Origin of the sequence: Pedobacter sp. Leaf194, assembly GCF_001423945.1 — a bacterium.
Lineage (GTDB): Bacteria > Bacteroidota > Bacteroidia > Sphingobacteriales > Sphingobacteriaceae > Pedobacter.
Genome location: NZ_LMPU01000009.1, coordinates 893865 through 920434, shown reverse-complemented (window position 1 = coordinate 920434; position 26570 = coordinate 893865). Strand labels below are relative to the sequence as shown.

The window sequence follows — 26570 nt, the reverse complement described above, 5'->3', positions numbered from 1 at the left end:
CAAATTAAATATTCGTGATGAGCATTAAAAAATATGTATCCGCCGTAGGCATTTTACTCAGTTTAGCGGGTTGTAGTAAAAAAACCGAAGAGATCGTGGCGCCCGTAATACCAGAGCCTGCCTTGGTTCATCCACTTATTGCAGGGGTGAACTGGGCTGATGCACGAGATAATTTTGTAGACGGCTGGGTTATCCCATCGGGGCTTGAAGCTGGCGATACTTACGCCGTTGTTGCGCAAAAATCTGCAAAAATTTACGACGGAATTATTACCAACTTACCGGGCGTGAATGCGATAAGGCTCCCAATAAATCCACCTTCTGTTACAGAACGCTGGTGGGATGCCTACCAGGCAACGGTTGACCAGGCGCTGGCAAAAAAGATGAAGGTAATTTTGTGTTGCTGGGAAAGTTCAAAAGCCAAAGATGGGCTGATAGATGATATGGATGCATTTTGGAAAATGTGGGCCGTAGTTGTAGATAAATATGGCCTGCAGAGCGAAGTATATATCGAGGTTATAAATGAACCATACGGTTATTCTCTGCCACAACTCGGAACTGTTTACGAACAATTTCTGACGAAATTCCCCAATCTCCCCAGAAGCAGATTGCTGTTATCGGGTACCGGCTATTCGGAAGACGTAAATGGAATTGGCGCAGATGCAAGATTTAAAGACTGTTTACTAGCCCTGCACAATTATGCCTTTTGGAATGTAAGAAGCCAGACTGATTGGGAAAACAACTGGCGTTCAAGGTACGGAGCATATGCATCAAGAACAGTTGTTACTGAATTCGGCGCCGGGATGACGACCGGAAAAAATTACACGGGTGCTGTAGGAACTGATAATGAAGTTGCTTACATGGTTGGCTCTACAAACGTATTTAGAAATGCCGGACTTTCAAGCGTGTACTGGCCCGGCCTTCGGGATGGAGACAGCTACGGGCTTTTAAACAAAACCGGCAGTGGTACCGATTTAAAATTAACGGTTTCCAACACATCCGGAGCAACACGTTTACGCTTTGGCTGGGGCTATTAACTGATGTGGTGTTCAAAGCTTTTTGCCCGGGGTACTGTCAGCATTCAGTGAATCCGTTTTGCTACTGTCTTTTTTGTCATCGGTACCATTATTCCGGCCTGCTTTCACAGATCCGCTTCCCGGATGTGAATCGGCCGGACTGTTTTGCCCGGATGTACAATTTGCCAACATGAACGCCACTGCAATTATCATCAATTTAATATACCTTTTCATTGTCTTATTTTCTTTCTATTACAAATGTTTATTTTGCTTTGTTTAAAGAATATGAAAAGGCCGTATTTCGCTTTGGCTGTCGTATTTATACTTTATTTAATCTGCAAATCCCCATAAGCTCTAAATAAAAAAAGTTTCACACAATTGGAAACAGCAATTGCAAAATCAATGGGAGATTACATATTTCGCTTAAACATCTTCATCCGTGTTAAGCGGAGATAGCAAGTCAGCGTCATTGTTTGGTTTTTTTAAAGTAGACACCGCATTAACCCGTTTGCTCACCTGAACGCGTTTCATTAATTCTGCAGGGAAAGTATTTAACACCGCTAATTTACTGGCGAGTGGCCTTGTCTTGCTCAGCCAAATATCTTCCTCAGCTTTGGAAAGTATTACGGGCATACGCTTTTTGTCATGTATTTCAGCTACCAATGTATTAGCCTCGGTTGTTAAAATACCGTATGTTCTAAATTTTTCATTTGTTTCCGGGTCTACCCATTGCGACCATAAGCCGGCAAAGCAGAATAGCTTTCGATTGTTTACCGTAAAGCGATAAGGCTCCCGGTCTCCATTTTCGAGTTTTTTCCATTCATAAAAACTATCGGCAATTACTATACAGGTTTTATGGTTAACCAAAAGCGGGCGCCACAATTTGCTTTCCATTGCTGTTTCGCTTTTGATGTTCCAGGTATCTCTGGTAAGTTTTAAGTTATCAGCGAAATATGGAACGATGCCAAAAGCCATCTGCTGGATAATGTCAGGCTCATCAGCAGTAATTACCAGGCCTTTCTGAGTAATGGCGAGGTTATAGTTTGGTGTCCACTCACCCTGAATCTGATGCGGGTGCGTTTTTAGTATCTCTTTCTCCTCGGCAGTTAAGGTGTATCTTGCGCACATATTAATGTATTTGCAAGGATAACACGCTTGTTGTTCAGACTGTTTTATTTCTTCTGTTTTGTTTTCGGCTTGTCGTTAATCTGATTAAGTGTTGCGGCTTCTTTAAGTAAATATTGCTTTAGTAATTTAATTAGTTCCTTCATATTATCTAACTTTTATGATATCGTTCCAATTTGTGGTGTAACAAGGACTTAAAAACTGCCTTTTCATAGTCCATTGCTGTTTCAGGCCTTCTCCAGCCATCTTTAGTGTTCCGGCTCCATAGTGCATGTTTAGCCTGTCGAGTACTTTCGATACCTTATCATGTTTTACACCCTTAAAATCGCTGAAGATATTCAGTTGCACTTCTTGCTCGGGTATAAGGCCAGTTGCTGTTACCTCTACTTTCTGAAATAAATAGCCACGCAGGTAAATCTTTTTCAATCCCTGCAGCGCAACCCTTACCAAATCTACCGTATTGTTTACCGGGTGTTCAAGCGGAATGGTAATGGCCGGGTAGGCCTGCGAAGCCTCGGGGCCGAATTTATTTGTTAGCAGGCGAACAGAAATTACGCCGGCGCATAATCTTTCCCGCCTGAGCTTAACGCCTAATCGTGCGGCATAACTGGATGTCGCTTCTTTTAATTGATTGTAATCAGTAGTTAGTTTGCCGAAAGCCCTGCTGGTGCACATTCCTTTTTTCGGGTCGAGTATGGTTTTTAAGGGTATGCAGCTTTCGCCCCAAAGCTCACGCCACATCCTAAGGCCCACAACAGTCATGTTCGATTGTACCCAATCCATGGGTAAATTGCGAAACTGTGCCGCTGTTTCAATGCCTCCCTTAATTAGTTTATGGCTAAATTGCCTTCCAATGCCCCATAAATCTTCCACAGGATAATCAGCCAAAGCATCGGCAATCTGCGCTGCGGTTTCCAGCACCATTACGCCATTAAATTTTTTCGATGTTCTGTTTGCTACTTTCGCTAAAACCTTGGTAGGTGCAATCCCCACACTTATAGGTATACCCGTATTGTTCATTACTGTTTCCTTGATTGCGGTGCCGTAATCGGCTAGCTTTTCAAGGCCGCTTAAGCCGAGGAAACATTCATCTATGCTGTAAACCTCAACCTCGGGCGTAAACCTGGCCAGGTTGGTCATCACCCTTGCACTTATATCGCCATATAAAGTATAATGGCTGCTGAAAACTGCAATGTTATGTTCTTTTATGGCTTCCTGTATTTTGAAGAAAGGCGCACCCATTTTTATCCCGCAAGCCTTAGCTTCATTGCTCCGGGCAATTACACAGCCATCATTATTGCTTAATACCACTACTGGCAAACCATTATATTTTGGTTCGAACAACCTGTGGCAGCTTGCGTAAAAGTTATTACAATCTGCCAGTGCGAACATGCTGATGCTTGGTATGGGGTAAGCAGGTCCAGGTTACTGCACCGAACACGGTGATATTTTTCCCGGTGATGTTAAGGCAGGCATCCATACTGTCGTTCAGGCACAAAAAAGTATTTTCACCTTTGATAACCAGTTTTCTGGTAAGCCATTCTTCATCCACACAACACACAATTAGCATACCTGAGCAAACCTTTACTGATTTATCTACAACGATGATGCTACCTTTCATAATGCCGAAGTATCGCATTTGGTTGTCGTCTGCTTCAAAGTAAAAAGTGTTGGTGGGGTCGCTCACAATTTTCTGTGCAATGTGCAACCGCCTTTGTTTGTAATCCTCCGCAGGGGAAATAAAACCTGAAACCCGTCCTGGATTATCCAGCGTATCAATCAGTTCATTTTTCGGTATCTCTAACTCTCTAATCATAAGCTTAAACTTTCAAACAAAAATACTAATAATATTAGCAATATAAACCGAAGTTATCCACATTGTGACTACCAAATTAAAAGATTTAGCTAACGCTGTTTTCGAGATATAAATTTTCTCTTAATACAAAAAACCTACTTATAGCTTTTAAAACGAATTAAATAAAATATTTAACGCTAAAATCATCAGCTAAAATGTTTAAAAATAATATTGCATATCGCCTAGGCGACTTCTATTTTTGCTAATAAAATTAGTATTTGTATTGACGATAACTTTATTAAATTTTGTATGGCAAAGAAGTTTAAGTTTAGGAAGATGTACTTCCATTGCACCGATGGAAAGGTGATAGAAGAAAATGTTGAAATGACCTGGGCATACCGAAAACGTGAAACTGCACAATCGACATTAAAAACCAGCCCAACCCATATGATGTGGGAAGACAAAAAGAAGCCGATACCTAAAAAAAGCGTTGAGGGTTTTTACCTGGTTCATGAAAGTTTATTTGAAAAGGAAGTGAGCCAGGAAAAGTCAAAATGACCGTCTACCCATCTGTCTGTAGAAGCCATTTCTTGTGATAAAGCATATAACAGACGGGGCCATATTAGGCTTTGCAATATAAAACCGGTCTGGTCAGCCCAAAGTCTTTTGCAAAAAAGGGCAGCCACCACAACGCGACTACCCTAATATACACTAAAGCTATTTTCTAAACACCATTCAAATTAAGGAAGTTTTGTAAAAATAAAAAGCAGTTGCATTTAATTGCAACTGCTTTAATTACTCTAAACCAGTAAAGTAATCCCCAAATCAAATTTTAATCATCAATAGTAACCTAAGCTAGACATCAGTTAGTTCCAGATATCCGGCATAATATACGAGAGCTTGAAAAGAATGGTTTTGCAAAAATAAAAATTATTCCGCCTTCCGAACGTTGATTGCGGTGGTTTCAAGATTATCGTAGTTAATGTCGAAGTTCACTGTATCATAGGTAAACAAGTTTCCATGTGTGCTCCGGATATGAAATTTTATAAGAAGATTTCCATATTTTATATATCCGAAGCCTGCTATTTTATTAAAAACAGTTATTATCCCAACTTCCATATAGTCACTACATTGCTAAGCACCAATTGTTTTATCCTTCCATAAACAAGCTGGTTGTAAAAGAAAAAAGCAGACGTAAATCCATACGCCTGCTTTTTTCGAAATTAATTAATCTTTGTAAATATAACCCACAAAAAATGCTAAAGTTTTAGCAGGTTGAAATGAGAGCGTTTGAAGCATGGCGAACTAAAAACGAGTTTTAATCAGGCTTGGTTCAAATCGCTATCCGATGCTTAGCCTAAGTTCCACATCAGCAGAAAACAATGCTTGTTTGTGCCAGAAACGCATTAAATACGCCTTGCATGGTAAAGCGCAAAGCCATCTTGATATGAGGTAATTTATTAATTCTTATCCGAAGAATTAAGTAAATCCTACGGCTGTTAAAACCGCTGTTGATTCTTACACAGTCGCTTACAGCTTCAAAGTTGCCAGTCAATTTTTTTAGCTTGAAAAATGGCTTCTAAAATAAGCTACGGAAACCTATTCAAAGTGATATTTTTTCATATATTACGGCTTTAAAGGGGTGCGGGGCGCTTAATGGCATCGACACTTTAAATAGCCAAATATGCAGGGATAAAAATATGAAGAGGGGATTAACTCAAGAAGATGCTACCAACAGGGTGCTAGGAATGAACGAGATTACAGAAGTGGCTTCTATCTCAAGAATAATCTGTGGATGCGGGCATTTTATTGTCGGGCGAACCGGTCAGGATTTTAAAGGAACCGGGCTCGCAGAAATCTTAAATTACTACAGCCAAAAAGAACTGTGGGCTCTTTTGCCCGGGCTGATTGAGCCTGCTGCTGAAGTTCAGCAGGCAATAGCTACCTTTCAAACGAAAACACCATTTCAATTTTTAAGTGCCTTTCCCATCCTGGGTGAAAATGGGTTAGTGATTGGTGTTCTGGCGGTTTTCGATGAAAAAGAAATACAGCTAAGTGCTGCACAGGCAGAAGCTATGGAAGTGTTGTGCATACAACTTGGCCGCTTATATGAAGAAGAATCCTGTAGCGACCTCGAAAATTACGCTGAACTCTTTGAACTGTCAGAAGACCTGATATGCATCTGCTCAACGGCGGGCGTAATAGAGCGTGTTAATCCAAGTTTCCAGCGAATATTGGGCTGGGAAGATGCGGAGATTGTTGGTAAGTCGCTTTTCGATTTTGTTTACGAAACGGACCGGAGAAAAACCATTGCCAGACTTGGCAGGTTGGTTTCGAGAGCAGGAAGCGTTAAATTTAAACACCGGCTACTAACCGCACGCAATACTTACCGTACTGTAGAATGGGTGGCAACTGTTGTACCAACAACAGGAAAGGTTTCGGCTATTGGGCGAGACATAACATACGAAATTGAGAAACAACAAAAACTTGCGTTAAGCGAAAATAAGTTCAAAGTTTTCTTTGAAAACTCACAGGGCCTGATGTGCATCCATGACCTTCATGGTAAATTCATTTCTGTAAATGAATCCGGAGCACATATTCTCGGCTATACGAAAGCCGAGCTTGACGGCAAAGGGCTCTATGATATTGTACCCAAAAAAAGGCATGAATATTTAGACGAATATTTGAAAGCAATAGCAAAACTTGACCATGTTAAAGGCCAGATGATTACTTGCGCCAAAAATGGTACCGAGCGAATCTGGATGTTTTCGAACGTACTTCAAACAGATGAGCAAGGTGAAGCTTATGTCATCGGCAACGCCGTTGATATTACCGACAGGCATGCACTGGAGAACGACCTTCGGCACACCAAAGCCATTCTTGAACAAACAAACAACGTTGCCCGTGTTGGCGGATGGGAGCTTGACGTTGCTAAACAGGGAATCGAATGGACACCTGTTACACGGGAAATTCATGGGGTTGAAGAAACATTTATGCCCGACATAACTACCGCTATAAATTTTTATAAACCCGGAGAGAGCAGAAACAAAATTAATGAGGCTGTGGCAGACATTATGCAAACAGGAAATCCTTATGATTTGGAGCTGGAAATGGTTGATGGCCGGGGGAGGGAACTTTGGGTGCGGGCGATTGGAAACGCCGTTTTTAGCGATGGAGTGTGCACTCGTTTGTTTGGTACCTTTCAGGATATTGATAAATCCAAGCGATCAGAAATTGCGCTTGGTGCATCGAAAAAGCTTTTGGATGATGTACTTGATGCTGCGGCCGACCTATGTATTATCGCGACAGATAATGTTGGGCGGATTACTGTATTTAACAAAGGTGCCGAACAGCTTTTAGGTTACCGGGCATCTGAAATGCTTGGCGCACAAATGCCTGATTTTTTTGACCACCATGAGGAAGCCATTTTTACCGGTGCAAACGCAGCCGCAGATAAGTTTAAACCTAAAGATCTTAAGCATTATTTCGAAAGCTCGTCTGGTGCCGGTACCGCCACCCACGAGCTTATTTACAAATCCAGCAGTGGCGGGCGTTTCGATATTTCGCTAACCGTATCATCCATTACCGACCCGAAAGGCGAATCTGCGGGCTATCTTGGCGTAGCAACAGACATCACAAAACAAAAGCAAATGGAGGCCGAGCTTGCCACAGAGCGTGCCCGTTTGCTTGCCTTTATCGAACACACGCCTGCGGCGGTAGCCATGCTAGATAACGATATGCGTTACCTCGCCGTAAGCCGAAAATGGATGGAAGATTATAACTTTGCAGCGCAAAACATTATAGGTGCCTCGCACTATACCATGTTCCCTAACCTGGATGAGGAACGAAAACTACGCCATCGGGAAATTTTAAAGGGAAAGGTTGATAGACGAGAAGAGGATGTATTTGTCGATTCGCTTACCGAAAAGCAGCACTTTATTACGCTCGAAATGAGGCCCTGGTATAAATCAGAATTTGTAATCGGCGGGATGATGATATTTACGCAGGACATTTCGGGCATGATAGCCCAGCGAGAAGAACTAAGGGCGGCAAGGATACATGCTGATGAGGCAAACCTGGCCAAATCTGAATTTCTGGCAAATATGAGCCACGAAATCCGTACCCCACTTAATGGCGTTATCGGTTTTACCGATTTGGTACTTAAAACCAAGCTTGATGAAACCCAGCAGCAATACCTTAAAATCGTAAGCCAGTCTGCGGGTGCGTTACTAAATATCATCAATGATATTCTCGATTTTTCGAAGATTGAAGCCGGAAAATTTGAGCTCGACATCGAAAAATGCGACCTTTTTGAGATGACCTTTCAGGCTACTGATATTACAACCTATCAGATACAGTCGAAAAACCTGGAGATGCTGTTAAATCTGGCACCCGATTTACCACGTTTTATATGGGTTGATGATGTGAGGTTGAAACAGGTTTTGATAAATCTGTTGGGCAATGCATCTAAATTTACAGAACAGGGCGAAATTGAACTTAAAGTTCAGCCATTAGAGAAGCTCGATGAGAAATGTCTTTTCCGCTTTAGTGTCCGCGATACAGGAATCGGAATTCAGCAGGATAAGCAGGAAAAGATTTTTGATGCTTTTGCGCAGGAAGATTCTTCGACCACAAAAAAATATGGTGGAACCGGGCTGGGCTTAACCATATCTAACAAGCTTTTGCGCATGATGGGCAGCAGGTTGCAACTGCTAAGTACACCTGGAATTGGAAGTACCTTTTATTTCGACATATTGCTGGATTGTGAACAAGGAGAGGCAGTAAACTGGGAGGCTATAGATTCGCTCAAAAATATCCTTATTGTAGATGATAATGACAATAACCGTCACATCCTGTCGGATATGCTTAAATTGAAACACATTGAAAGCGATTTGGCTAAAAACGGTTTTGAGGCACTACAGCATCTTGCCAGCGGAAAACGTTATGATGCCGTACTGATGGACTATCATATGCCTTTTATGGATGGCCTGGAAACAACAGCCAAAATCAGGCAGACTTTTTTTTCCAGCCATGAAGAATTACCAATTCTGTTGCTGCATAGTTCGGCCGACGACAGCACGCTTATTAATGCAAGCCGCACCCTACATGTGAGTCACCGATTAGTGAAACCCATTAAAATGCCCGACTTATACAATGCACTTTCACGGCTCCACGTTTTGGAGAAAGAACCTGCACAGGCAGCGTTGCAGCCGCGGGTATTGAGCAGCGAGGTTGTAACACCAGAAAGTTGCACAATATTAATCGTTGAGGACAATGAAGTAAACCGCTTTTTAACCAGAACATTGATTAGCAAGCTCTATCCCGCCGCAAAAATTATGGAAGCTAAAAACGGTCAGGAGGGTTTTGAACAATTTGTTTTAACATCTCCAGACTTAATCTTGATGGATGTACAGATGCCGGTAATGAACGGTTATCAGGCTTCTGCGGCGATCAGGGAGGCTGAAACCAATAAGCGTACGCCAATTATTGCCGTTACTGCTGGAAATATTTCCGGAGAAAGAGAAAAATGCCTCGAAGCAGGTATGGACGATTTTATAACGAAACCTATTCTAACAGGCACACTCGAAACCGTTCTTGGCCGTTGGCTGGATGCACAGCAGGAGGAGCAAAGCAATCAGGTTGCGCTTGCTGAGGATGTTAATGCACATTTCGATGCAGCTAAACTAAAAGTGTATTATGGCGAAAATAAGGAGAAGTTAGCAAGGATAGCCTCACTAACAATAAGTCAGCTGCAGCAATCATTAATTGATCTGAATGGGTACGTTGCGGGTGGTGAACTTGAAAACATCAGGTTGCTTGGCCATAAGCTATATGGCACCTCGGTATCTGCAGGGCTCGTCTATCTGGCCGAACTTTCAGGCAAACTGGAGGTACTTGATGAGATGGATAGTGACTTGCCGGCAAGTCTCCAAAGAGAATTTATTACAGAAATTTCATTGCTCACTGAAATTTTAACTTCGAGGTACCTGAAATGATGCCGTAATCATGTTCGATGAAAAATCAATGGGTTTAAATGGTTGCCAGCAGTCCGGATGGCAACTATTTATTCTTTTTAGTTCCGATGCGTTTCATAACCGGGGCTGCTGTTAGGCCATGTAATATCACGGAAATAAGAATGGTAAAGGTTACAATAGCCCAAAGTGCATCCTGCTGCTTAAATTTTGCTTCACCGAAGGCAAAAGCCAGGTAATAGATTGAGCCCATACCTCGAATACCGAAGAAGCTGATTGCAAATTTTTCCTTAAGCGGAGTTGAATTTCCTAATAGCGAAATAAAAGAAACTACCGGGCGCAAAACAATCACAAATCCGATTGACACGAGTGCCATCTTCAAATTTAGTGGCGCAAGAATGCCGCCAACCAGAGAACCACCAAAAAATATTAGCAATACAGCAAGAAGCATCCGTTCCATCTGGTCGGTAAAGGAATGGAGTTGTTTATGGTATTCATGGCCTTTTTCGTAGTGCCGAAGCGTAATGCCGGCAACAAACACAGCAATAAATCCGTAAGCGTGAAATGATTCGGTAATTGCATAGGTTATAAAGGTGAGCGAGATGGCAAGAAAACCATCAGACGCTTTTAGTAAGCGATATTTCTCTGAAATTGAAAACACCAGATAGCCTACGAGTTTGCCGCACAGCCAGCCTATAATTAAGCCTGCGGCAATTTTGTACACCAAATAAAACCAAGTCCAGTGCCATAAAGAAGACGAACTAACGCCCTGCGAGGCGATCACGATTGCAAGCCAGGTAAATGGGAAAGCTAGGCCATCATTAAGGCCTGCCTCTGAGGTCAATGCAAATCGCGGCTCGGATTTTCCGTGCTCATTTGGAGGTCCAACCTGCACATCCGCGGCGAGCACAGGATCTGTAGGTGCGAGCACTGCGGCCAGTAAAAGCGCAGCGGATAAATTTAGACCCAGAACGAAAAAACCCAGCAATGAAGAAATTAAAATAGCCAATGTCATGGCGATGAGTATCAGCCTTAGCGGCGTAGACCATTTCCGAAAAGAAAAACTTCGGTCGATTTTGATGGCGGTACCCATTAAAGAGATGATAACAATAAGCTCTGTCAAATGCACCACAAGGCTATTATCATGCTGTGGGAGAGGGGATGGCAACACTTTGGGCCAGATTAGGTAGATTAAAACACCAATTGCCACATAAATAATTGCATATGATAAGCCTAGTTTTTTTGCCAGTGCGGGGATAAAGGCCATGCCAATACTGGCAATCCCCGCGATTAGCATTAATAGGATATACTGGCTCATTATCTAATATTTAAAGAAATTGAAAATGCAGCCATAGTATCGAGGTTGTTCGCCAAATTGAGGTCATCCGTTGTTTTAAAATAAAATAAAGTGGCGTCAGAATTTCTCATAATTGATCAAAAAAACAACGGCACACTGCCCAAAAATTAAAATGTCTGTTTCCGTATATAGCTGCAAACTGAATGCGATATTATGCTTTCGATTTCAGTTTGTAAACTTACGTGCTTACAGGAAAGCAACATTAATTTATCTTTTTGGTTTCGATTATTTCCTGGGATTTCAAAAGCTGCAAATTGATCGTCAGCCTCAACAACCGAATTAATGAGGTTGCAAGTCGTTCACGACAAAGAAAAAGCATTCCTACTTTCGATTGAAAGATTGAAGAATTACGATGCGCTGGTGCAGGTCGGTAGCATTGGTAACTGAAAAGTTTACCGCATGAGCTTTCAGCCGCAAGACGCATCGAGGTTGTATTTAATCATCCGGTATTTCTTAACATTACTCCTTTGCCATAATAGAAGTTTCTGTGTACAATGTTGTGCCTATTGCTTTGAGCTGCCGGTTTGAATTGGCTTGGAAGTTAATCTAAGCTAAGTTGCGAATGGGTTACCCATGAGCATCAAAACGTCTTTATTAGCTCCTATCTCCCTGGCCCGGGAAACGGAACCACTTGTGTTACCTGCATGGCAAAAATTTTCCAGATACCCTGCTTTTTTTCGAGCACCGCTGTGATGAATTTATGGTTAACAGTTCCCTTGTTAACAACACCTCCGGGAACCGTGTAATCTGCTTTAGCAGTGAGCGTTTCTTTTATATGGGTTACAGCAGATGCAGAACTGGTGAATTTAATATCTAACACTTCAAGTTTAACTTCAGTTGGCTTAATACAGCATTCATTAATCTTATTAAATTCACTCTCAATCTGTTTTCTTCCCTTCCAGTAAAGTCCTAAAAAGTTAATTAGTACGCAATCATCAGAGAAGAAACCGGTATAACCTGCAATGTTATTTTGATTCCAGTAAGTTTGCTGTTGACGGACAATGTTCCTGATTGCCGTTTCACTCGTTTGAGAAAAACCCCTCAGACTCAAAATGAGTAAACAAGATATCATATATTTTTTCATAAAAGTTAAATTAGATTAAATGAGCCTGGTAAAACCTGGTTATTTATTGGGCGCTCAGAACCGGCATTATCCTGAGCACCCGTATTTTAAAGAGAAATCTGAACTTTTCCTTCAGCAATGCGGCAAAGATCGGCGATGGTGAAGTGCTTGTTGTTTCTATATGGTTCCCAGCAGGGCAAACAGGGCTTCCAAAACGGATTTTGAGAGAGGAAGGATGTGTTATCACCCTCTAACAACCCAACAAAAACTTCTGTTACTATCCTCGACCCAACCTCACCAAGTTTTAAACCCATCTGCTGTGTTTCGGCCTCTTTTAAAATATAAAACCATAGGGGTGTACTATGTTCGAAATTTACTTTGTAGTGCTTTAAATCTTCAAATACTTCAGCATCCATCGGTTGCATACGCATAGCATGGGCTACTCTTTGTCCGGATGGCAGCCCAAAGGTCAGGCTCCTAAGCAGGTTTCTGGACGCCAGGGAAATTACATCTGCCGAGGCGAAACCTGGTAATTGAAATAGGGGTGAAGATAGTTTGGTATCGATCAGTTTATTCGGGCGCATGCTCCCATCCCCAAGGTTGAAAAAGGTATGCCAGTCCAAAAATCTCCGTTCTGCCCTTTTTCCGCCCCTCAAATCATTTGGGTCCGCATGCAGCGGATCTGCCGAGAAATCAAATATATCTGCAAAAAAAGGCGCAGGATTTGGCTTGTTTGCAATGCCAAAATTGGCCCTGTAAGATGGACGGATCTGACTGTGGCCAAACCGATAGGCAGCAACTGAAAACTCAACCGGAATGAATGGGCTGTTGTGCCAGCCGTAAAACTGCCTTCCCTTGTTTAAAATATCATCAACTACCTCCTGTCCGCAAAGCAAAGGCAGAAATTCATGCAATAATATCCATTGATAATGCCAGCGTACCAGCTCTTGAGCTTCCGTAAAAATTACGCCTGGAGATTTTGACGGATATTTTGCCCGCAAAGCATCTACAACCGCATTATGAAACCTCAGGAAGAGCACCTGCAGCTGTGAAACGATGAGATTCTCATCATTTCTTGGATCACCAATCAGCGCTGTATTTTGGGAATTTCGTGGTAAATCGCATTTATCAATATCATCTTTGCCTTTCACCCCCATCGGATGTAAAAGCATTTTAATTCCGAGCCCATCCGATTGATCATAAAGATGCGGAGAAGCACCCGGGCCACTTCCATAAACGTTATCCAGGGCGAGTGAAGGCGTTCTGAAATTTTCGATAAACTCAGGATCGCTTTGACGCTCAAGGCTGGAAGTTGGATCAAATGTTATGTCGTGGTCGATGAACTGCCCCAAAAAGGTCATTCCTGCACTCATCACAGGCGAATTCGGATTATTCACCTGCAGAAGGGGGTTAGTGATTAACTCTACCGGGTCTTTTGTCAAATCATCCTTTGCGTCCATTATTCCGCCTTTTTTGCCAATATCGATAAGTGCTTCGCGAACTTTTTTTGTATCCGCCGCGAAAGGCGGAAGAGAGGGAAAGATTCTCCCGAATTTACCTTTGTCGTAAAATCGGGACGTAAAAGGGACTATGTCCTGATAGAGGGCTCCATGTCTGCTCATAATTTTATATTTAGTTTCTGGTTAACTAAATATAGACAGTTATCATTTTATTATTGGAATATAGGAGCGGCTAATTGCTTTATTACGTGATAATTACCGTAAAACACGTAGGGTATGTGTTAGTTTATAAAAGCATTTTTTGATTTTTCCTTAACGGCCACACGAGTAAGCAACGTGGTTTCGACTACATACAAATTCCGGTTTGTGCATTTTTTCACCTCGGAAATATTTTTTTGTTTAACATAAAGCGAACGGGAGTCCCTCAGCAAATGAGACAGTAAAGTTTTTACCCTTTTTTCTTGCCAATACCTGCAAATTTCGATGTATTGCTGAGCCGGCTAATCGGTTCGTTTAGAGCAGTATTTTAGCCTAGTCTAACCTCATCCTGAAACTACTTGGTGTTTGCCCTAAAATTTTTTTAACATACCTGGTAAAAAAAGAAGTACTGCTAAACTGCATTTCTTCGGCAATTTCGGCAATGTTCAGGTGCCTGTTTTGCAACAAAAGGATGATCCTTTCTTTGGCGTGTCCGTGTATCCAGCTGGACGCGGTTCGGTCGGAGTGAATTTTACAAAGATAATTTAGGTATTTAGGGGTAATGTTTAATGCATTGGCGTAAAACTGTACTTCCCTTTGAGTTAGGCAGTGCTGTTGCAGTAAATTAATAAACTGCTCGTATAATGTTCCGGTTTGCAAGCTATGGCGCCGGCGTTCGTACTCATTAGCGAAACTATGCCACATTTCTAAAATAAACAGCTGCATTTGAAGTTTCAGCGCTTCCTCATAAAAACGGTGTTCCGTTTCCTCGAAACGTAAAAGCAACCATTTAAAGTTGTTTAAAATTTTCTCTCTTTCTGCTTTGGAGCGAATATCTTTAACCGGGTGCACCCTCGAATGAAGCTGTGCATTAATGCTCCAACCTTGGTCAGGCACATTATCCAGCAGGAAACGCTTTTCTACAAGTAACACCGTGGCTTTAAATCCCTTCGATACGGATTTAATGCTCCACCTCGATTCGGCAAACCAGAATAAAAACTGCCCGGCCTTACAGGCCAGAAGCTGATCGCCAAAAATAAAAGCTAATTTTCCTTTATGGCAATAAAGGTGCACGTGGTACCTTTTCAACAGTGTTTCAACTGATGGCTCGATGTGGTCGAGCGATAAGTATACCACCCTTGCGTCCTGCGTTTCACTCATTTATTCGAATTTAAATCCTAAATTAGGTAATATTTGACATTAATGGCGTCATTAGTGCCATAAATCAGAACTAAATTGGTCGGAGATTTGATGTTTTAATAAGATGAATAATTCAGATAATTCAATATTCGACGATTTAAATAACGGGCAAAACATCACTGCAGCGCATGGCGGATGGGGTGAACTCAGAAAGTCGTCCTATGCGACGATTGGCCTGTTGCAACAGCTTAACAGCAGTGCTGATCCGGCTTTCATGGTAGAAATCCTTGGTCAAATTACCGGCAAAAAAATAGACCAAACAGTAGCTGTTTTTCCACCGCTGTACATCAATTACGGAAAGCATCTAAGTATCGGAAAAAATGTCTTTATCAATTTCGACTGCACATTTTTAACATTAGGTGGAATTGTGATTGAAGACAATGTGCTGATCGGTCCGAAAGTAAGTTTGCTTTCCGAGGGCCATCCGTTGGCACCAGCCGAGCGGGCATGCTTGGTACCGGGTAAAATCCATATTAAAAAAAATGCCTGGATTGGAGCAAACGCGATCATATTGCCAGGTGTAACCATTGGCGAAAATGCTGTTGTTGCCGCTGGTGCAGTAGTTTCAAAAAATGTTGAAGACAATACTGTTGTGGGTGGGGTGCCGGCAAGGTTCTTAAAACAAATTTAGGGAAGCCGATGGTAAGCAAAATGATAATTATGGCGATGATAGCCTCCTTCACTACGTATAAGCTGAATGCGCAAAGCGTACTTCAAAAAACAGAAAATAAAATGAAAACAGAAATTCCAAAAATAAGCGATTTTCCGACCGGCGAAGAAAACGCCGGCTTTGCCAAATACTTTACCGGCACATCTTATCTGGCTACGCTAACCAGCAATAAAGATCTCAATGTTCCATTGGCAAATGTAACCTTCGAGCCTGGCTGCAGAAACAATTGGCACAGCCATACCGGCGGGCAGTTACTGATAGTAATTGGTGGCGAAGGTTTGTACCAGGAGCGGGGTAAACCGGCAAGGTATTTAAAGCCTGGCGACATCGTAGAAATTGCACCGAACGTAGAACACTGGCACGGCGCAACGGCCGAAAGCTGGTTCTCTCACCTTGCCACCAATGGCAATCCTGCTGCAAACGAAAATAAATGGCTAGAGCCGGTTAGTGATGAGGTCTATCAAAATGCCAATAACGAGATTCCGAAAATATGAAATTAATCAGCTGGAAACTTGGATTGCTACTGTTGCTGTTCAATGTAATCATCCCCAAATCCAAAGCACAAGAAATGGCAACATTAACTAAACAGGAAAGAAGCCTTGCAGGTATTGCAGCAACAACAGCTGCAGGTAAAATAGAGCTGCTTAAAGTTCAGCTGGACCGCGGACTTGATAATGGTTTAACCATCAATGAAATTAAAGAAGCACTTACACAACTCTATGCTTATTGTGGGTTTCCGCGGAGTTTAAATGCTATTAACACTTTTTCTGCAGTTTTGGATGAACGCAAAGCGAGGAAGATCGAAGATCCCGAAGGGCAAAAAATTATTCAAAACACGGTAAGCGATAAATATGAACAGGGTCGCCGAACGCTGGAGCAACTCACTAAAACACCACAAGCTAAGCCCGCACCTGGTTTTGGAGAATTTGCACCGCGTATTGATGCTTTTTTGAAAGAACATCTTTTTGCGGATGTCTTCGCAAGTGAGGTGCTCGATTTTCGCAAACGAGAGCTAATTACTATTACTGCATTAACAGCTATGGAGGGCGTGGAGAGCCAGTTGCAGGCGCACCTTAAAATGGGTAGAAATACGGGCATAACAGATTCGCAGCTGCAAGAATTGAGCGTTGTTGTTCAGGAATTGGTAAGTACAACGCAGGCAAATACCTTACTAAAAAATATAGACCGGCCTTTGCTGCCAGTTGTACGGCGAGATATGATTGTCCGCATTTCTGAAATAGAAATCCTTCCTGAACATTTGGAACATTACAAATCTATCCTAAAAGAAGAGGCGGCTGCATCGATTGCTAAAGAACCCGGCGTGGTTGCTATTTTTCCAATGTTTCAGAAAGCACAGCCAACACAGATAAGGATTGTTGAAATCTACGCCGATAAAGCCGCTTATGAAAATCACTTGCAGACGCCACACTTTAAAACCTATAAAACTTCTACGCTAGAAATGGTGAAAACATTAAAATTAATCGATATGGAAAGTCTGGATAAAGAAACCATGAAATCTATTTTCAGGAAAGTGGAGTAAAGTATTCTTGTCATTGTAAAGGCTAACAAAGCCCGCGAATTGAAACTGAGCGGATAATGTGGCAATGCGAACCACCCAGGTCTTCGGAAAATGCTGTTGTTGATAGCGATTTGTTTTTCGTATGAGGCATATTAGGAAAATACTAACTATATTGATATACAAATAATTTCAAATTATAATGGAGAAATTAACGCTAACTGTAAACGGTTTGGCTAGAGAGGTTAATGTTGATCCTAATATGCCATTGCTTTGGGTTCTTCGCGACCTACTTGGGCTTACAGGTACTAAATTTGGATGTGGCGTAGCCCAGTGTGGCGCCTGCACCGTTCATGTAAACGGAGAAGCACTGCGTTCATGCGTTACCAAGGTAAGCAGGGCAGTAGGACAGCAAATTATCACCATTGAGGCATTGAGCGAAAATAACGACCATCCGCTTCAGTTGGCGTGGGCAGAACTGGATGTACCGCAGTGCGGATATTGCCAGTCCGGGCAGCTTATGTCTGCAGCGGTATTGCTGCGGGAAAAGCCAAACCCAACGGATCAGGATATTGATGATGCAATGTCGGGTAACATTTGCCGTTGTGGCACTTACCCAAGAATAAGGGCTGCAATCCATAAAGCTGCGAAGATGCAGCAGGAGGGAGTAAAGCCATGAACCGAAGAAACTTCATACAATCAAGTGCGGTTCTTGGCGGCGGCTTGCTAATATCATTCACCATTCCACAGGCAAATAAGCTGGCTGCATTATCACAGCCAACAGCTACATCCGGATTTACGCCAAATGCCTTTTTGAATATTGGCGCCGACAACACCATAACCGTTACGCTTAGTCATGTAGAAATGGGCCAGGGCATTTGGACAACCCTACCGATGTTGATAGCTGAGGAACTGGACGTTGACCTCAAAAAAATAATCGTTAAACATGGAGGGCCGGATAAAGCACTAAACCATACTGTTTTCGGCGTTCAGATAACAGGAGGATCCTCAACAACCTGGTCGGAGTTTGACCGATACCGATACGCCGGCGCAACCGCCAGGATTATGCTTATGCAAGCTGCTTCTAAAAAGTCAGGAACGGATTTAAAAGACTGTAAAGCCGAGAATGGTATTGTTATCGCAGGTAAAAACAAATATACCTACGGCGAATTAGCAGCAGATGCAGCCTTGCTTCCTATACCAGAGCGGCCACAGCTTAAAAAACCAGCTGAATGGAAATACATCGGGAAAGGAAACAAACGCTTGGATGCATCGGTAAAAACAAATGGCTCCGCAGTTTTTGGTATGGACATCAAACTTCCCGGCTTGCTAACTGCTGTTGTTGCCCATGCTCCGGTTTTTGGAGGAAAGGTTAAATCATTTGATTCAACAAAAGCCATGCTTGTGCCCGGGGTGAAGCAGGTAGTCCAGATACCGACCGGCGTAGCCGTGATTGCTGAGCATTACTACGCAGCACAACAGGGCAAAAAGGTTTTATCTGTTGTTTGGGAGGATGGAATAGGAGCACAGCTATCTACCGTTAAACAAGCAGCCGAATATAAAAAACTTGCTGCCACGGATGGTTTAACCGCACAGAAAAAAGGCGATGCCGCTGCGGGAATTTCAAAATCTGCGAAGGTTTATAAAGCAGAATATGTATTTCCATATCTGGCGCATGCAGCAATGGAACCTTTAAACTGCACTGTTAGAATAGATGGTGATGGCTGTGAAATCTGGACGGGAACACAATTGCCTGCGGCGGAGCAGGCATCGGCAGCAAAAATTCTGGGCTTTGCACCCGAAAAGGTTAAGGTAAATATTCCCTTTCTGGGAGGCGGCTTCGGACGTAGAGCTACACCAGTTACAGATTTTGTTTCAGAAGCCGTACATATTGCCAAGAATTCAGGCAAATCGATAAAAATGGTTTGGAGTCGCGAAGATGATATGAAAGGCGGGCATTACCGGCCGTTTTTCGTTCATAATGTGCAGGTAGGGTTAAACAGTGAAGGCTTGCCTGTGGCATGGAAACATAATATTGTCGGACAATCAATCATGCAGGCTGCTACGCCTGCCTTTGGTGCCCCGAAAACGCCCATCGACAGCACTTCTGTAGAGGGCGTAATGGGATCGCCTTACCTAACCCAAGTGCCCGATCATTTTGTTGGATTGCATAATACTGAAGAAGTTGTTCCTGTACTGTGGTACCGCTCAGTTGGACATACCCATACCGCTTATGTGATGGAAACGATGATTGACGAACTAGCGAAAAGTAGCGGACAGGATCCGGTAGCCTACAGGCAAAGATTATTGGCAGATCATCCCCGTCACCTGGCTGCACTTAATCTTGTAGCAGAAAAAGGTGAATGGAAAAAAACACTTCCCAAAGGAAGGTTTAAAGGCATTGCAGTAAATGAGGCTTTCGGAAGCTTTGTAGCAGTGTTGGCAGAAGTGAGCATTGCTGATGGACAGGTGCGGGTTCATAAAATTGATTGTGCCATTGATTGCGGTTTGGCGGTTAACCCCGATGGAGTGAAGGCGCAAACTGAAAGCGGGATTGTTTTCGGCCTTACAATGGCTCTCTATGGCGAATTGACATTAGAAAAAGGAAAGCTCCAGCAAAATAATTTTTATGATTATCGCATCGCACGCATGCATGAATCTCCCGAAATTAATGTTTTTATTGTGGATAGTAACGAAAAGATGGGCGGTGCCGGAGAATGCTCTGTGCCACCAACGGCCCCTGCAATCGTAAATGCAATTTTTACTGCCACAGGAAAGAGAATATATAACCTGCCCATTGCAAATCATAAACTTATCCAACAGTAATGAAGAAACCGATTATTTTAGGCCTGATGCTGCTGAGTTCTGTAGTTATGGCATTATCGTTTAACGTTAGCAAGAAAGAAACTAAAACCGAACCATTAATGGTGGTAAAGGATAGTATAGCCTCCGTGGCCGCATTTAAGCAGGTATACGCTGTGCTGATGAGTCCGCGGTGCATGAACTGTCATCCAGCGGGCAATGTTCCCTTGCAGGGAGACGACAGCCATCTGCACACGATGTTACCAAAACGCGGTGTTGAAGGCAAAGGTGTTTTAGCAATGAAGTGTTCAAATTGCCATCAAGCTGAAAATACGCCCGGACTGCATACGCCTCCGGGTAATCCTAACTGGCATCTTCCGCCAGACAATATGAAAATGGTGTTCCAGGGACGTAGTGCGAACCAGCTTGCTAAGCAGCTTGTTAACCCGAAACAGAACGGGAATAAAGGAATGAAGGAACTGATTGCACATGCTGATGACGGACTTGTACTGGCAGGATGGAATCCCGGCGAGGGCAGAAGTTTGCCACCGATTTCTCATGCTGAATTCAAAAAAGCGTGGCTTAAATGGTTGCAAACGGGTGCTTTTGCACCCGCGAAATAATTGGGAACAGCGTTATTAATAGCAAAAGCTATCTGTCGAGCCATTTTTTAAATTCCGACACTTTGTTTTTGCTAATTAGTATGGCTTCATCAGGCTCGGGTGAAACCACAATCTTCAGCTGGTTTTTGCCGTATATGTAAATTGTTTTTATGCAGTTGAGGCTAATAATAAATTGCCGGTTGGCACGATAAAATTGTTCATCATCAAGCTGTTTCATCAGTTCATCCAAACTTAACGCCGTTGTGTACTTTTTGTTCGTATGGGTTACAATGTTAACGGCAGCTCCATCCAGAAAGAAAAAGGCAATTTCACTAATGTCCAGATGAATCAGTTCATCCTTTAAATAGGTAATGATTCGTTTACGGGAAATTTCTTTATCCTGGTATAATTTAATTGTGGCATTTTCCTGCTGCAACCTGGCCAACTGGTCATTTAAGCTGCCCAGTGTATTTACTTTTTCGTTCAGCTTACTTATTTCTGAGGAAACCGCTTTTTCATAACGCCCATAAATTTGCCTGATTAGCAACAAACAGCTACCGATAATAATGAGCGCCGTAATTAGAAAACACACCACAAATTGGCTGTAAAGACCAGAAAGTTCTGCTTTTAATACTTCAATATTTGCATGTGCAGCCACAATCCAGTCGCTGCCCTTAACCGGATAGATATTAACAATTTCCGAATGCCTGTTCTCCGCTGCGGGAAAAGTTCTCGTACCGCCCAAACTTTTTTGTTGAGCAATGGCGTCATTAAAAGGTATTGAGCCGCTTCCGGATGCTAAGATTGAGTTTCCACTGGTTATTTTCTGACCAATCAAACCTGGATTGGGGTGGCAAAGCTCTATTCCGTTTTTATCATACATGCAGATAAATTCGCCTTGTGTGTCGGTATTTTCTATGCTTTGCTGTAAGTTGTGTATTACTTTTTCCTGTGGAAGACCACTTTGCAGTTGTTGCTCCAGCAAACGGCCAATTTCCCTGCTTTCTCTGGCGCCTGATTCCATTTTGCTGGCCCATAATTTTTCGGCTGCGCTATCGTAGAGGTACTGGAAGGAAAGGTAACTGATCATCATTACCGTGATACTTACGGCAGCAAAAAGTAAAATGTGTAACCGGCCTTTTAACATATAAGGTGCTTAAAAATCTGCCAAGTAAACTAATTTGGGATTCGTGGTCAAGGTCTGAAAAAAGATCGGATTATTCAAAGCTATTTATTCGTCTTTAAGGCTAAATTTATCCCTTTCACATACTTATAAGAACCATATAGGCGCTTAGAGCGCTAATTTTGGGTAGGTCAAAAAATAGAAGATCATGAAATTCAAATTTAAAATTATACTCTGTATTGCATGCCTGGTATTGCTGGCGCAACTCATCAGGCCGGAGGAATTAAGCACCGCAAAAGCACAAACGGCTAAAACTTTGACTGGCGTTCCGAAAGAAGTGGCAAATGTATTCGAAACCTCCTGTTTCGACTGTCACTCTGCACAGACCAATTTGCGCTGGTTCGATAAGATCACACCCGCCAACTTCTTGGTAGCCTCGCACATCCGTGATGGCAGAAAGGCGCTTGATTTTTCGCAATGGGATTCGCTTGCCACGCCGCAACGCAATGCCATGCTCTATTTCGCCTTAAATGGAATTCTTTCCGGGGAGATGCCTCTGAGCAGCTATACGGCCTTGCATCCGTCGGCAAAGCTGAAGGAAAAGGATATAGCTCTGCTGAAAAATTATTTTCTGAACAATCTGGTGAGTAAACCTGGCGATGCCGTAAGCAGGGTAGGGCAGCCTAAAGTTAAGGAAGTGAAAAATTCGCCGAATGGAGTAGCATATCTTCCTGGTTATCGCAATTGGAAAGCCATAAGCAGTACCGATCGTTTCGATAATGGCACCATCCGCATCATTTTTGGCAACCCGATAGCCGTCAAAGCAATACACGATGGAAAAACAAAGCCATGGCCGGATGGAACTGTTTTCGCCAAAACTGCGTGGAAACAGGAGAAAGGTAAAGACGGAAATGTTTACGCCGGTCAGTTTGTTCAGGTTGAGTTTATGATAAAAGATGCTACACGCTACGCCGGCACGAAAGGTTGGGGATGGGCACGCTGGAAGGGGGAAAATCTTTTGCCTTATGGGAAAACAGTAAAATTCGACTCCGAATGCATTAGCTGCCACAGACCCGAGCGTAATAATGATTATGTTTTTACAACACCGCTTGATATCAAAGATTTTAAAAAATAATAAGATGAAATTAATCTATACAGGGGGGATACTTCCTTTCATTATTCTATTTATCTGCGGGTGCAATTCAAATCCTTCAGGCCGGATTAATAGACAAGCCTCAGTTGGCAACAATGCCAGCCTTCCGGAAAATCCCTTAGAAATGACACCCATGGCTGTTAGTTTGCAGGCAGAAGCGAAAACAATGTCGACACTTTATGGAAACAGCATTGCTTCGAAACGGTTGAACGAAGTAGCCAATTATGCTCCGGGCTCGGTAGTTTATTTGGTAACGTGGAAGGAAAAGGCTGATTCGGAATGGTTTGGCGCAAGGATTCCAGATCGAGTTGCCACAATAGAGCGTGTATCAATTGATGGTAAAGGACAAAAAAGCTACACTTTTTTTAAAGGACCGGCCTGGCAAGAAGGTTTGCTTTTAAAAGGTGATAGAGAAGCAATTATCCTCTCCATACCGATTGCTACTTCACCTTAGCGTAAAATCGGCATTGAGATTGAGCTTCTTTCCGGTTTTTTCAATATGATGAATCGCCATGGGAATTTAACGGCTTTAAGTGGCGAAACATTCGCTATTAAGCTAAGTAGATCCTATTTCACTTTTGCTATGCACTAACTCTAATCGATGCACAAAATTACCGCAACCACGGTTGCCTGAAAGATTTGAGCATGGCTGGACTGAGAATTTAAAACAAAGTAAACTTTTTGAAAAATAAAGGGTTTCAAATGCAGTCGAAATAGATTACTAGTCAATGGATGAAATAAACGAATATCAGCATTATGATTATCAGCTTAACCCGGATTTAAATGGTGTTGACTGGCAGCGTGTTCTCGAACTTTTTCAAAAAGTGAACTGGAAGCACCGGGTTGCAGACGAAATTCACAAGGCATTTTCTTTAAGTACCGTCACCTTGTTTGTGTATCATCAGGGAAAAATAATTGCATTTGGCCGTGTTGTTGGCGATGGCCGCTATTATGCAATGCTAGCAGACATCGTGGTAGATCCGGACTTTCAGGGAAATGGTTTAGGAAAATACCTCGTAAATACTTTAAACAGCCAGCTGCACGATTATCATTTTGTAAACCTAACTGCTGCACCCGGCGCCGACCGTTTTTACAAAAGCCTTGGATGGAAGAAACAGACCACTTCATTCATCTGGCCACAGGGGCCAAAACAGCTGAGACAACATTGTGAAAAAGAATTTGCAGAGTGATACAAGTGATTAACTGAAGGGTCTACCTAAAGGACAGTTTAATTAAATATGCTACCCTGCATTTAAAATTGCAACTTTATTTTCATTGCTTTTAGGCTTTGCGTACTTTGCGATTAACAAAAAGCAAACTACCAAAATCATGGCCAAAACACAAAACCACATAGAGCTGCAATTTTTAAGTGAGCCATCTGACGTAAATTACGGCGGCAAAGTGCATGGCGGAATGATGATGAAATGGATAGATCAGGCGGCTTTTGCTTGTGCATTGCAGTGGAGTCAGCGTTATTGTGTAACGGTTTACGTGGGCGGTATCAGGTTTTTTCACCCTGTACATATTGGCCATTTGGTAAAAATGGAAGCCCGGATTATTTATACCGGAAAAACCAGCATGCACATCGCAGTTGATGCTTTTTCAAAGCCTGTCGGACAAGCAAATTTTGTAAAAAACACCCACTGCATTATCGTTTTCGTAGCAGTTGATGATGACGGGCAACCGCAACCGATTCCTGCATTTAAGCCTAAAACTGAAAAAGAAATTGCCATGCACGGCTATGCAATTAAATTAATGGAACTTAGAAAAAGCATTGATAAGGAAATGGAGCCTTACATTGTTTAATCAATTGGCAAACTAAAATAAAATGATGAACCTTTGCCGGGTTCGCTATCTACCCAAATGTTTCCGCGGTGCCCCCGAATAATTTCTGCGCATAAATACAAACCAATGCCGAAGCCGGAAATGGTGTCGTTGCCCTCAACACGATAGTAACGATCGAAAAGTTTCTCCTGATCTTCTGCACGGATGCCGATACCGTAATCTTTTACGCGGCAAACCAGCTGATCGTTAACTGATGTGCAATTAATATCGATATTGCCTCCGCCAGGCGAATATTTAATGGCGTTGTTAATTAAGTTTGAGAGGACATTGCCAATCTTATCCCTGTCGGCGTGCAACTGAACCTGCTTATCGATGTGGAAATGAATTTTGTGAGAACTTTGTAGCATGCCTGCATCTTCCACAATTTCAGCAAAAAGTGTTTCCAAATCAAAATTCTTTTTTTCTATCTGAAGTTTGCCAGATTCCAGCCTTGAAACGTTTAAGAAACCGTTTATCATACCGGTCATTTTTTTGATTTGATTATAGGCTTTGCCCAGTGCAGAGGTAGAAAAACTATCCTCTGATTTATCAGCTTTGTGTTGAAGAACCTGCACAAAGCCATTCAGCGCTGTCAGAGGTGTTTTCAACTCGTGACTCACCATTCCGATAAAATCGTTTTTCCTCAACTCCTCAAGTTTTCGCTCGGTAATATCCATAAAAAGTCCGGAGTACTCACTCGGCTTATCTTCATGATCGGTAAATATTCTACCTGTAGCTTTAACCCACTTTACTGCGCCGGTTTTTAGATTTCTTATGGGATATTCAATATCGCTTGGTTCGTGGTTTTGAAGCCCCTTTTCTATAGCCTTTAGCACTGTTCCGTGGTAATCGGGATGGATGGCCTCCAAAATTTGTTTCACCTCGGCCTCCTTATCTAAAGGTAAACCCAAAAGCTCTTTTACAAAATCAGAGACAGATAAATGCAAAGTTTCGGCTTCAATGCGCCATGTGCCCATCTTTGCCGTATCTATTGCCTGCAACAATCTTTCTTCACTGTCTGATAATTCTTTAACACGCTCGGCCACCCTGCTCTCTAACTCATTATTCAAAAGACTCAGGTTTTCGCGGGCGTAAGCTAACTCTTCATTCATTATCATTAACTGCTCATTTGATGCCGCAAGCTCTTCATTTGTAGCCGCCAGTTCTTCATTAAGGCCCTGTTCCCTCCTCAGCGCAAGTTCTTTCTCCGCTGCATCTTTCAGTTTTTCCTTGTTTACAACACGGTCTGTAACATCAACTGCTGTATGAAGAATACAAATGGTTTTGCCCTCGGTATTTTTGATAGGCCTGTACTCAAAATCAAAATAAAAGGTTTTAAGTATGCCATCAATCTTCAAATCTGCGGGCGTATCACTACCTGAAAAAGTAATGCCCTCATTCCAAACTCTTTTAAACATATCGATAAAAGGCTGGCCTTTGAGTTCAGGCAGGGCATCCTCAAGCGATCGGTTAATTACAGCATCTCTGCTTTTACCCCAGATGCTTAGCATCGCATCATTAGCAATTTGAATAAACGCATCCTCACCAACATGAATTGCTGTTGCCGTTGGCGTAACGTTAAAAACGTCGATAATTTGCTCCGTAGTCAGATATGGGATGGATAACTGCATAAACTGAGATTCGTTGTTTCAGCATTAAAGATAAAAATCGAAATTTAATTATTTTCGATCTTAAAA

General features: G+C 42.4%; 23 protein-coding genes. 13 read left to right on the top strand and 10 right to left on the bottom strand.

Features of this window, described 5'->3' with window-relative positions:
* Window positions 1-17: 17 nt before the first annotated feature.
* Window positions 18-1034: a cellulase family glycosylhydrolase gene (locus ASG14_RS14360; protein WP_056871721.1), complete on the top strand. Its 1017-nt coding sequence runs from the start codon at window positions 18-20 to the stop codon at window positions 1032-1034.
* Window positions 1035-1046: 12 nt separating this feature from the next.
* Here the strand turns inward: ASG14_RS14360 and ASG14_RS14355 are convergent, their stop codons facing one another.
* From ASG14_RS14355 to ASG14_RS14340, 4 genes are all read right to left on the bottom strand, one after another.
* Window positions 1047-1247 carry a hypothetical protein gene (locus tag ASG14_RS14355; RefSeq protein WP_056871720.1) on the bottom strand — a complete coding sequence of 67 codons (201 nt, stop codon included), beginning with the start codon at window positions 1245-1247 and terminating at the stop codon, window positions 1047-1049.
* Between the two features lie 189 nt (window positions 1248-1436).
* Window positions 1437-2141: an SOS response-associated peptidase gene (locus ASG14_RS14350; RefSeq protein WP_056871719.1), complete on the bottom strand. Its 705-nt coding sequence runs from the start codon at window positions 2139-2141 to the stop codon at window positions 1437-1439.
* A 144-nt stretch (window positions 2142-2285) separates the two neighbouring features.
* On the bottom strand, window positions 2286-3458 hold the full coding sequence (locus ASG14_RS14345; protein ID WP_235528586.1) for a Y-family DNA polymerase: 1173 nt from the start codon (window positions 3456-3458) through the stop codon (window positions 2286-2288).
* A 49-nt stretch (window positions 3459-3507) separates the two neighbouring features.
* Window positions 3508-3954, bottom strand: a complete 447-nt coding sequence (locus tag ASG14_RS14340) for a LexA family transcriptional regulator (protein WP_056871717.1) — start codon at window positions 3952-3954, stop codon at window positions 3508-3510.
* Window positions 3955-4242: 288 nt separating this feature from the next.
* Here ASG14_RS14340 and ASG14_RS14335 point away from each other — a divergent pair, with 288 nt between their 5' ends.
* Both ASG14_RS14335 and ASG14_RS14320 read left to right on the top strand, forming a co-directional pair.
* Window positions 4243-4491 (top strand): hypothetical protein, encoded by a 249-nt coding sequence (locus ASG14_RS14335; RefSeq protein WP_082491595.1) that lies wholly within the window; start codon window positions 4243-4245, stop codon window positions 4489-4491.
* 1142 nt (window positions 4492-5633) lie between these two features.
* Window positions 5634-9929 (top strand): PAS domain S-box protein, encoded by a 4296-nt coding sequence (locus ASG14_RS14320; RefSeq protein WP_056871713.1) that lies wholly within the window; start codon window positions 5634-5636, stop codon window positions 9927-9929.
* Between the two features lie 64 nt (window positions 9930-9993).
* Here the strand turns inward: ASG14_RS14320 and ASG14_RS14315 are convergent, their stop codons facing one another.
* The 4 genes from ASG14_RS14315 to ASG14_RS14295 form a co-directional block, all read right to left on the bottom strand.
* Window positions 9994-11223: a sodium:proton antiporter gene (locus ASG14_RS14315; protein ID WP_056871712.1), complete on the bottom strand. Its 1230-nt coding sequence runs from the start codon at window positions 11221-11223 to the stop codon at window positions 9994-9996.
* 640 nt (window positions 11224-11863) lie between these two features.
* Window positions 11864-12346 carry an SgcJ/EcaC family oxidoreductase gene (locus tag ASG14_RS14305; RefSeq protein ID WP_056871710.1) on the bottom strand — a complete coding sequence of 161 codons (483 nt, stop codon included), beginning with the start codon at window positions 12344-12346 and terminating at the stop codon, window positions 11864-11866.
* A gap of 86 nt (window positions 12347-12432) precedes the next feature.
* Entirely contained in the window at window positions 12433-13947 is a 1515-nt protein-coding gene (locus tag ASG14_RS14300; protein WP_056871709.1) for a heme peroxidase family protein, read from the bottom strand.
* A 369-nt stretch (window positions 13948-14316) separates the two neighbouring features.
* Entirely contained in the window at window positions 14317-15144 is an 828-nt protein-coding gene (locus tag ASG14_RS14295; protein WP_056871708.1) for a helix-turn-helix domain-containing protein, read from the bottom strand.
* Window positions 15145-15247: 103 nt separating this feature from the next.
* Here ASG14_RS14295 and ASG14_RS14290 point away from each other — a divergent pair, with 103 nt between their 5' ends.
* The 6 genes from ASG14_RS14290 (at window position 15248) to ASG14_RS14265 (ending at window position 20794) form a co-directional block, all read left to right on the top strand.
* Window positions 15248-15814 (top strand): DapH/DapD/GlmU-related protein, encoded by a 567-nt coding sequence (locus tag ASG14_RS14290; RefSeq protein WP_056871707.1) that lies wholly within the window; start codon window positions 15248-15250, stop codon window positions 15812-15814.
* A gap of 29 nt (window positions 15815-15843) precedes the next feature.
* Window positions 15844-16347: a cupin domain-containing protein gene (locus ASG14_RS14285; protein ID WP_235528585.1), complete on the top strand. Its 504-nt coding sequence runs from the start codon at window positions 15844-15846 to the stop codon at window positions 16345-16347.
* On the top strand, window positions 16344-17393 hold the full coding sequence (locus tag ASG14_RS14280; RefSeq protein WP_056871705.1) for a carboxymuconolactone decarboxylase family protein: 1050 nt from the start codon (window positions 16344-16346) through the stop codon (window positions 17391-17393). Before ASG14_RS14285 ends, ASG14_RS14280 begins: the two co-directional genes overlap by 4 nt.
* Window positions 17394-17571: 178 nt before the next feature.
* Window positions 17572-18048, top strand: a complete 477-nt coding sequence (locus ASG14_RS14275; protein ID WP_056871704.1) for a (2Fe-2S)-binding protein — start codon at window positions 17572-17574, stop codon at window positions 18046-18048.
* Window positions 18045-20195 carry a xanthine dehydrogenase family protein molybdopterin-binding subunit gene (locus ASG14_RS14270; RefSeq protein ID WP_056871703.1) on the top strand — a complete coding sequence of 717 codons (2151 nt, stop codon included), beginning with the start codon at window positions 18045-18047 and terminating at the stop codon, window positions 20193-20195. Before ASG14_RS14275 ends, ASG14_RS14270 begins: the two co-directional genes overlap by 4 nt.
* Complete coding sequence (locus ASG14_RS14265; protein WP_056871702.1) at window positions 20195-20794, top strand: hypothetical protein; 600 nt, start codon at window positions 20195-20197, stop codon at window positions 20792-20794. Before ASG14_RS14270 ends, ASG14_RS14265 begins: the two co-directional genes overlap by 1 nt.
* A gap of 28 nt (window positions 20795-20822) precedes the next feature.
* Here the strand turns inward: ASG14_RS14265 and ASG14_RS14260 are convergent, their stop codons facing one another.
* Window positions 20823-21920, bottom strand: coding sequence for a LytTR family DNA-binding domain-containing protein (locus ASG14_RS14260; RefSeq protein ID WP_056871701.1), 1098 nt, complete (start codon window positions 21918-21920; stop codon window positions 20823-20825).
* Window positions 21921-22104: 184 nt separating this feature from the next.
* Here ASG14_RS14260 and ASG14_RS14255 point away from each other — a divergent pair, with 184 nt between their 5' ends.
* The 4 genes from ASG14_RS14255 to ASG14_RS14240 all read left to right on the top strand — a co-directional run bounded on the left by ASG14_RS14255 (window position 22105) and on the right by ASG14_RS14240 (window position 24855).
* Window positions 22105-23031 (top strand): cytochrome P460 family protein, encoded by a 927-nt coding sequence (locus ASG14_RS14255; protein ID WP_056871700.1) that lies wholly within the window; start codon window positions 22105-22107, stop codon window positions 23029-23031.
* A 4-nt stretch (window positions 23032-23035) separates the two neighbouring features.
* Window positions 23036-23503, top strand: a complete 468-nt coding sequence (locus tag ASG14_RS14250) for a hypothetical protein (protein WP_157274935.1) — start codon at window positions 23036-23038, stop codon at window positions 23501-23503.
* A 274-nt stretch (window positions 23504-23777) separates the two neighbouring features.
* Complete coding sequence (locus ASG14_RS14245; protein WP_056871698.1) at window positions 23778-24239, top strand: GNAT family N-acetyltransferase; 462 nt, start codon at window positions 23778-23780, stop codon at window positions 24237-24239.
* A 139-nt stretch (window positions 24240-24378) separates the two neighbouring features.
* Entirely contained in the window at window positions 24379-24855 is a 477-nt protein-coding gene (locus ASG14_RS14240) for an acyl-CoA thioesterase (protein WP_056871697.1), read from the top strand.
* On the opposite strand, the gene ASG14_RS14235 is transcribed toward ASG14_RS14240, so the two are convergent.
* A complete protein-coding gene (locus ASG14_RS14235) occupies window positions 24852-26504 on the bottom strand; it encodes an ATP-binding protein (protein WP_056871696.1) in 1653 nt (550 codons plus the stop codon). The two genes, ASG14_RS14240 and ASG14_RS14235, sit on opposite strands and share 4 nt — an antisense overlap.
* Window positions 26505-26570 lie beyond the last annotated feature (66 nt).

Bases quoted from the DNA above. Each gene is read 5' to 3' on its own strand.
- ASG14_RS14360 (WP_056871721.1), top strand. From the start codon at position 18: ATGAGCATTAAAAAATATGTATCCGCCGTAGGCATTTTACTCAGTTTA.
- ASG14_RS14355 (WP_056871720.1), bottom strand. From the start codon at position 1,247: ATGAAAAGGTATATTAAATTGATGATAATTGCAGTGGCGTTCATGTTG.
- ASG14_RS14350 (WP_056871719.1), bottom strand. From the start codon at position 2,141: ATGTGCGCAAGATACACCTTAACTGCCGAGGAGAAAGAGATACTAAAA.
- ASG14_RS14340 (WP_056871717.1), bottom strand. From the start codon at position 3,954: ATGATTAGAGAGTTAGAGATACCGAAAAATGAACTGATTGATACGCTG.
- ASG14_RS14335 (WP_082491595.1), top strand. From the start codon at position 4,243: ATGGCAAAGAAGTTTAAGTTTAGGAAGATGTACTTCCATTGCACCGAT.
- ASG14_RS14320 (WP_056871713.1), top strand. From the start codon at position 5,634: ATGAAGAGGGGATTAACTCAAGAAGATGCTACCAACAGGGTGCTAGGA.
- ASG14_RS14315 (WP_056871712.1), bottom strand. From the start codon at position 11,223: ATGAGCCAGTATATCCTATTAATGCTAATCGCGGGGATTGCCAGTATT.
- ASG14_RS14305 (WP_056871710.1), bottom strand. From the start codon at position 12,346: ATGAAAAAATATATGATATCTTGTTTACTCATTTTGAGTCTGAGGGGT.
- ASG14_RS14300 (WP_056871709.1), bottom strand. From the start codon at position 13,947: ATGAGCAGACATGGAGCCCTCTATCAGGACATAGTCCCTTTTACGTCC.
- ASG14_RS14295 (WP_056871708.1), bottom strand. From the start codon at position 15,144: ATGAGTGAAACGCAGGACGCAAGGGTGGTATACTTATCGCTCGACCAC.
- ASG14_RS14290 (WP_056871707.1), top strand. From the start codon at position 15,248: ATGAATAATTCAGATAATTCAATATTCGACGATTTAAATAACGGGCAA.
- ASG14_RS14285 (WP_235528585.1), top strand. From the start codon at position 15,844: ATGGCGATGATAGCCTCCTTCACTACGTATAAGCTGAATGCGCAAAGC.
- ASG14_RS14280 (WP_056871705.1), top strand. From the start codon at position 16,344: ATGAAATTAATCAGCTGGAAACTTGGATTGCTACTGTTGCTGTTCAAT.
- ASG14_RS14275 (WP_056871704.1), top strand. From the start codon at position 17,572: ATGGAGAAATTAACGCTAACTGTAAACGGTTTGGCTAGAGAGGTTAAT.
- ASG14_RS14270 (WP_056871703.1), top strand. From the start codon at position 18,045: ATGAACCGAAGAAACTTCATACAATCAAGTGCGGTTCTTGGCGGCGGC.
- ASG14_RS14265 (WP_056871702.1), top strand. From the start codon at position 20,195: ATGAAGAAACCGATTATTTTAGGCCTGATGCTGCTGAGTTCTGTAGTT.
- ASG14_RS14260 (WP_056871701.1), bottom strand. From the start codon at position 21,920: ATGTTAAAAGGCCGGTTACACATTTTACTTTTTGCTGCCGTAAGTATC.
- ASG14_RS14255 (WP_056871700.1), top strand. From the start codon at position 22,105: ATGAAATTCAAATTTAAAATTATACTCTGTATTGCATGCCTGGTATTG.
- ASG14_RS14250 (WP_157274935.1), top strand. From the start codon at position 23,036: ATGAAATTAATCTATACAGGGGGGATACTTCCTTTCATTATTCTATTT.
- ASG14_RS14245 (WP_056871698.1), top strand. From the start codon at position 23,778: ATGGATGAAATAAACGAATATCAGCATTATGATTATCAGCTTAACCCG.
- ASG14_RS14240 (WP_056871697.1), top strand. From the start codon at position 24,379: ATGGCCAAAACACAAAACCACATAGAGCTGCAATTTTTAAGTGAGCCA.
- ASG14_RS14235 (WP_056871696.1), bottom strand. From the start codon at position 26,504: ATGCAGTTATCCATCCCATATCTGACTACGGAGCAAATTATCGACGTT.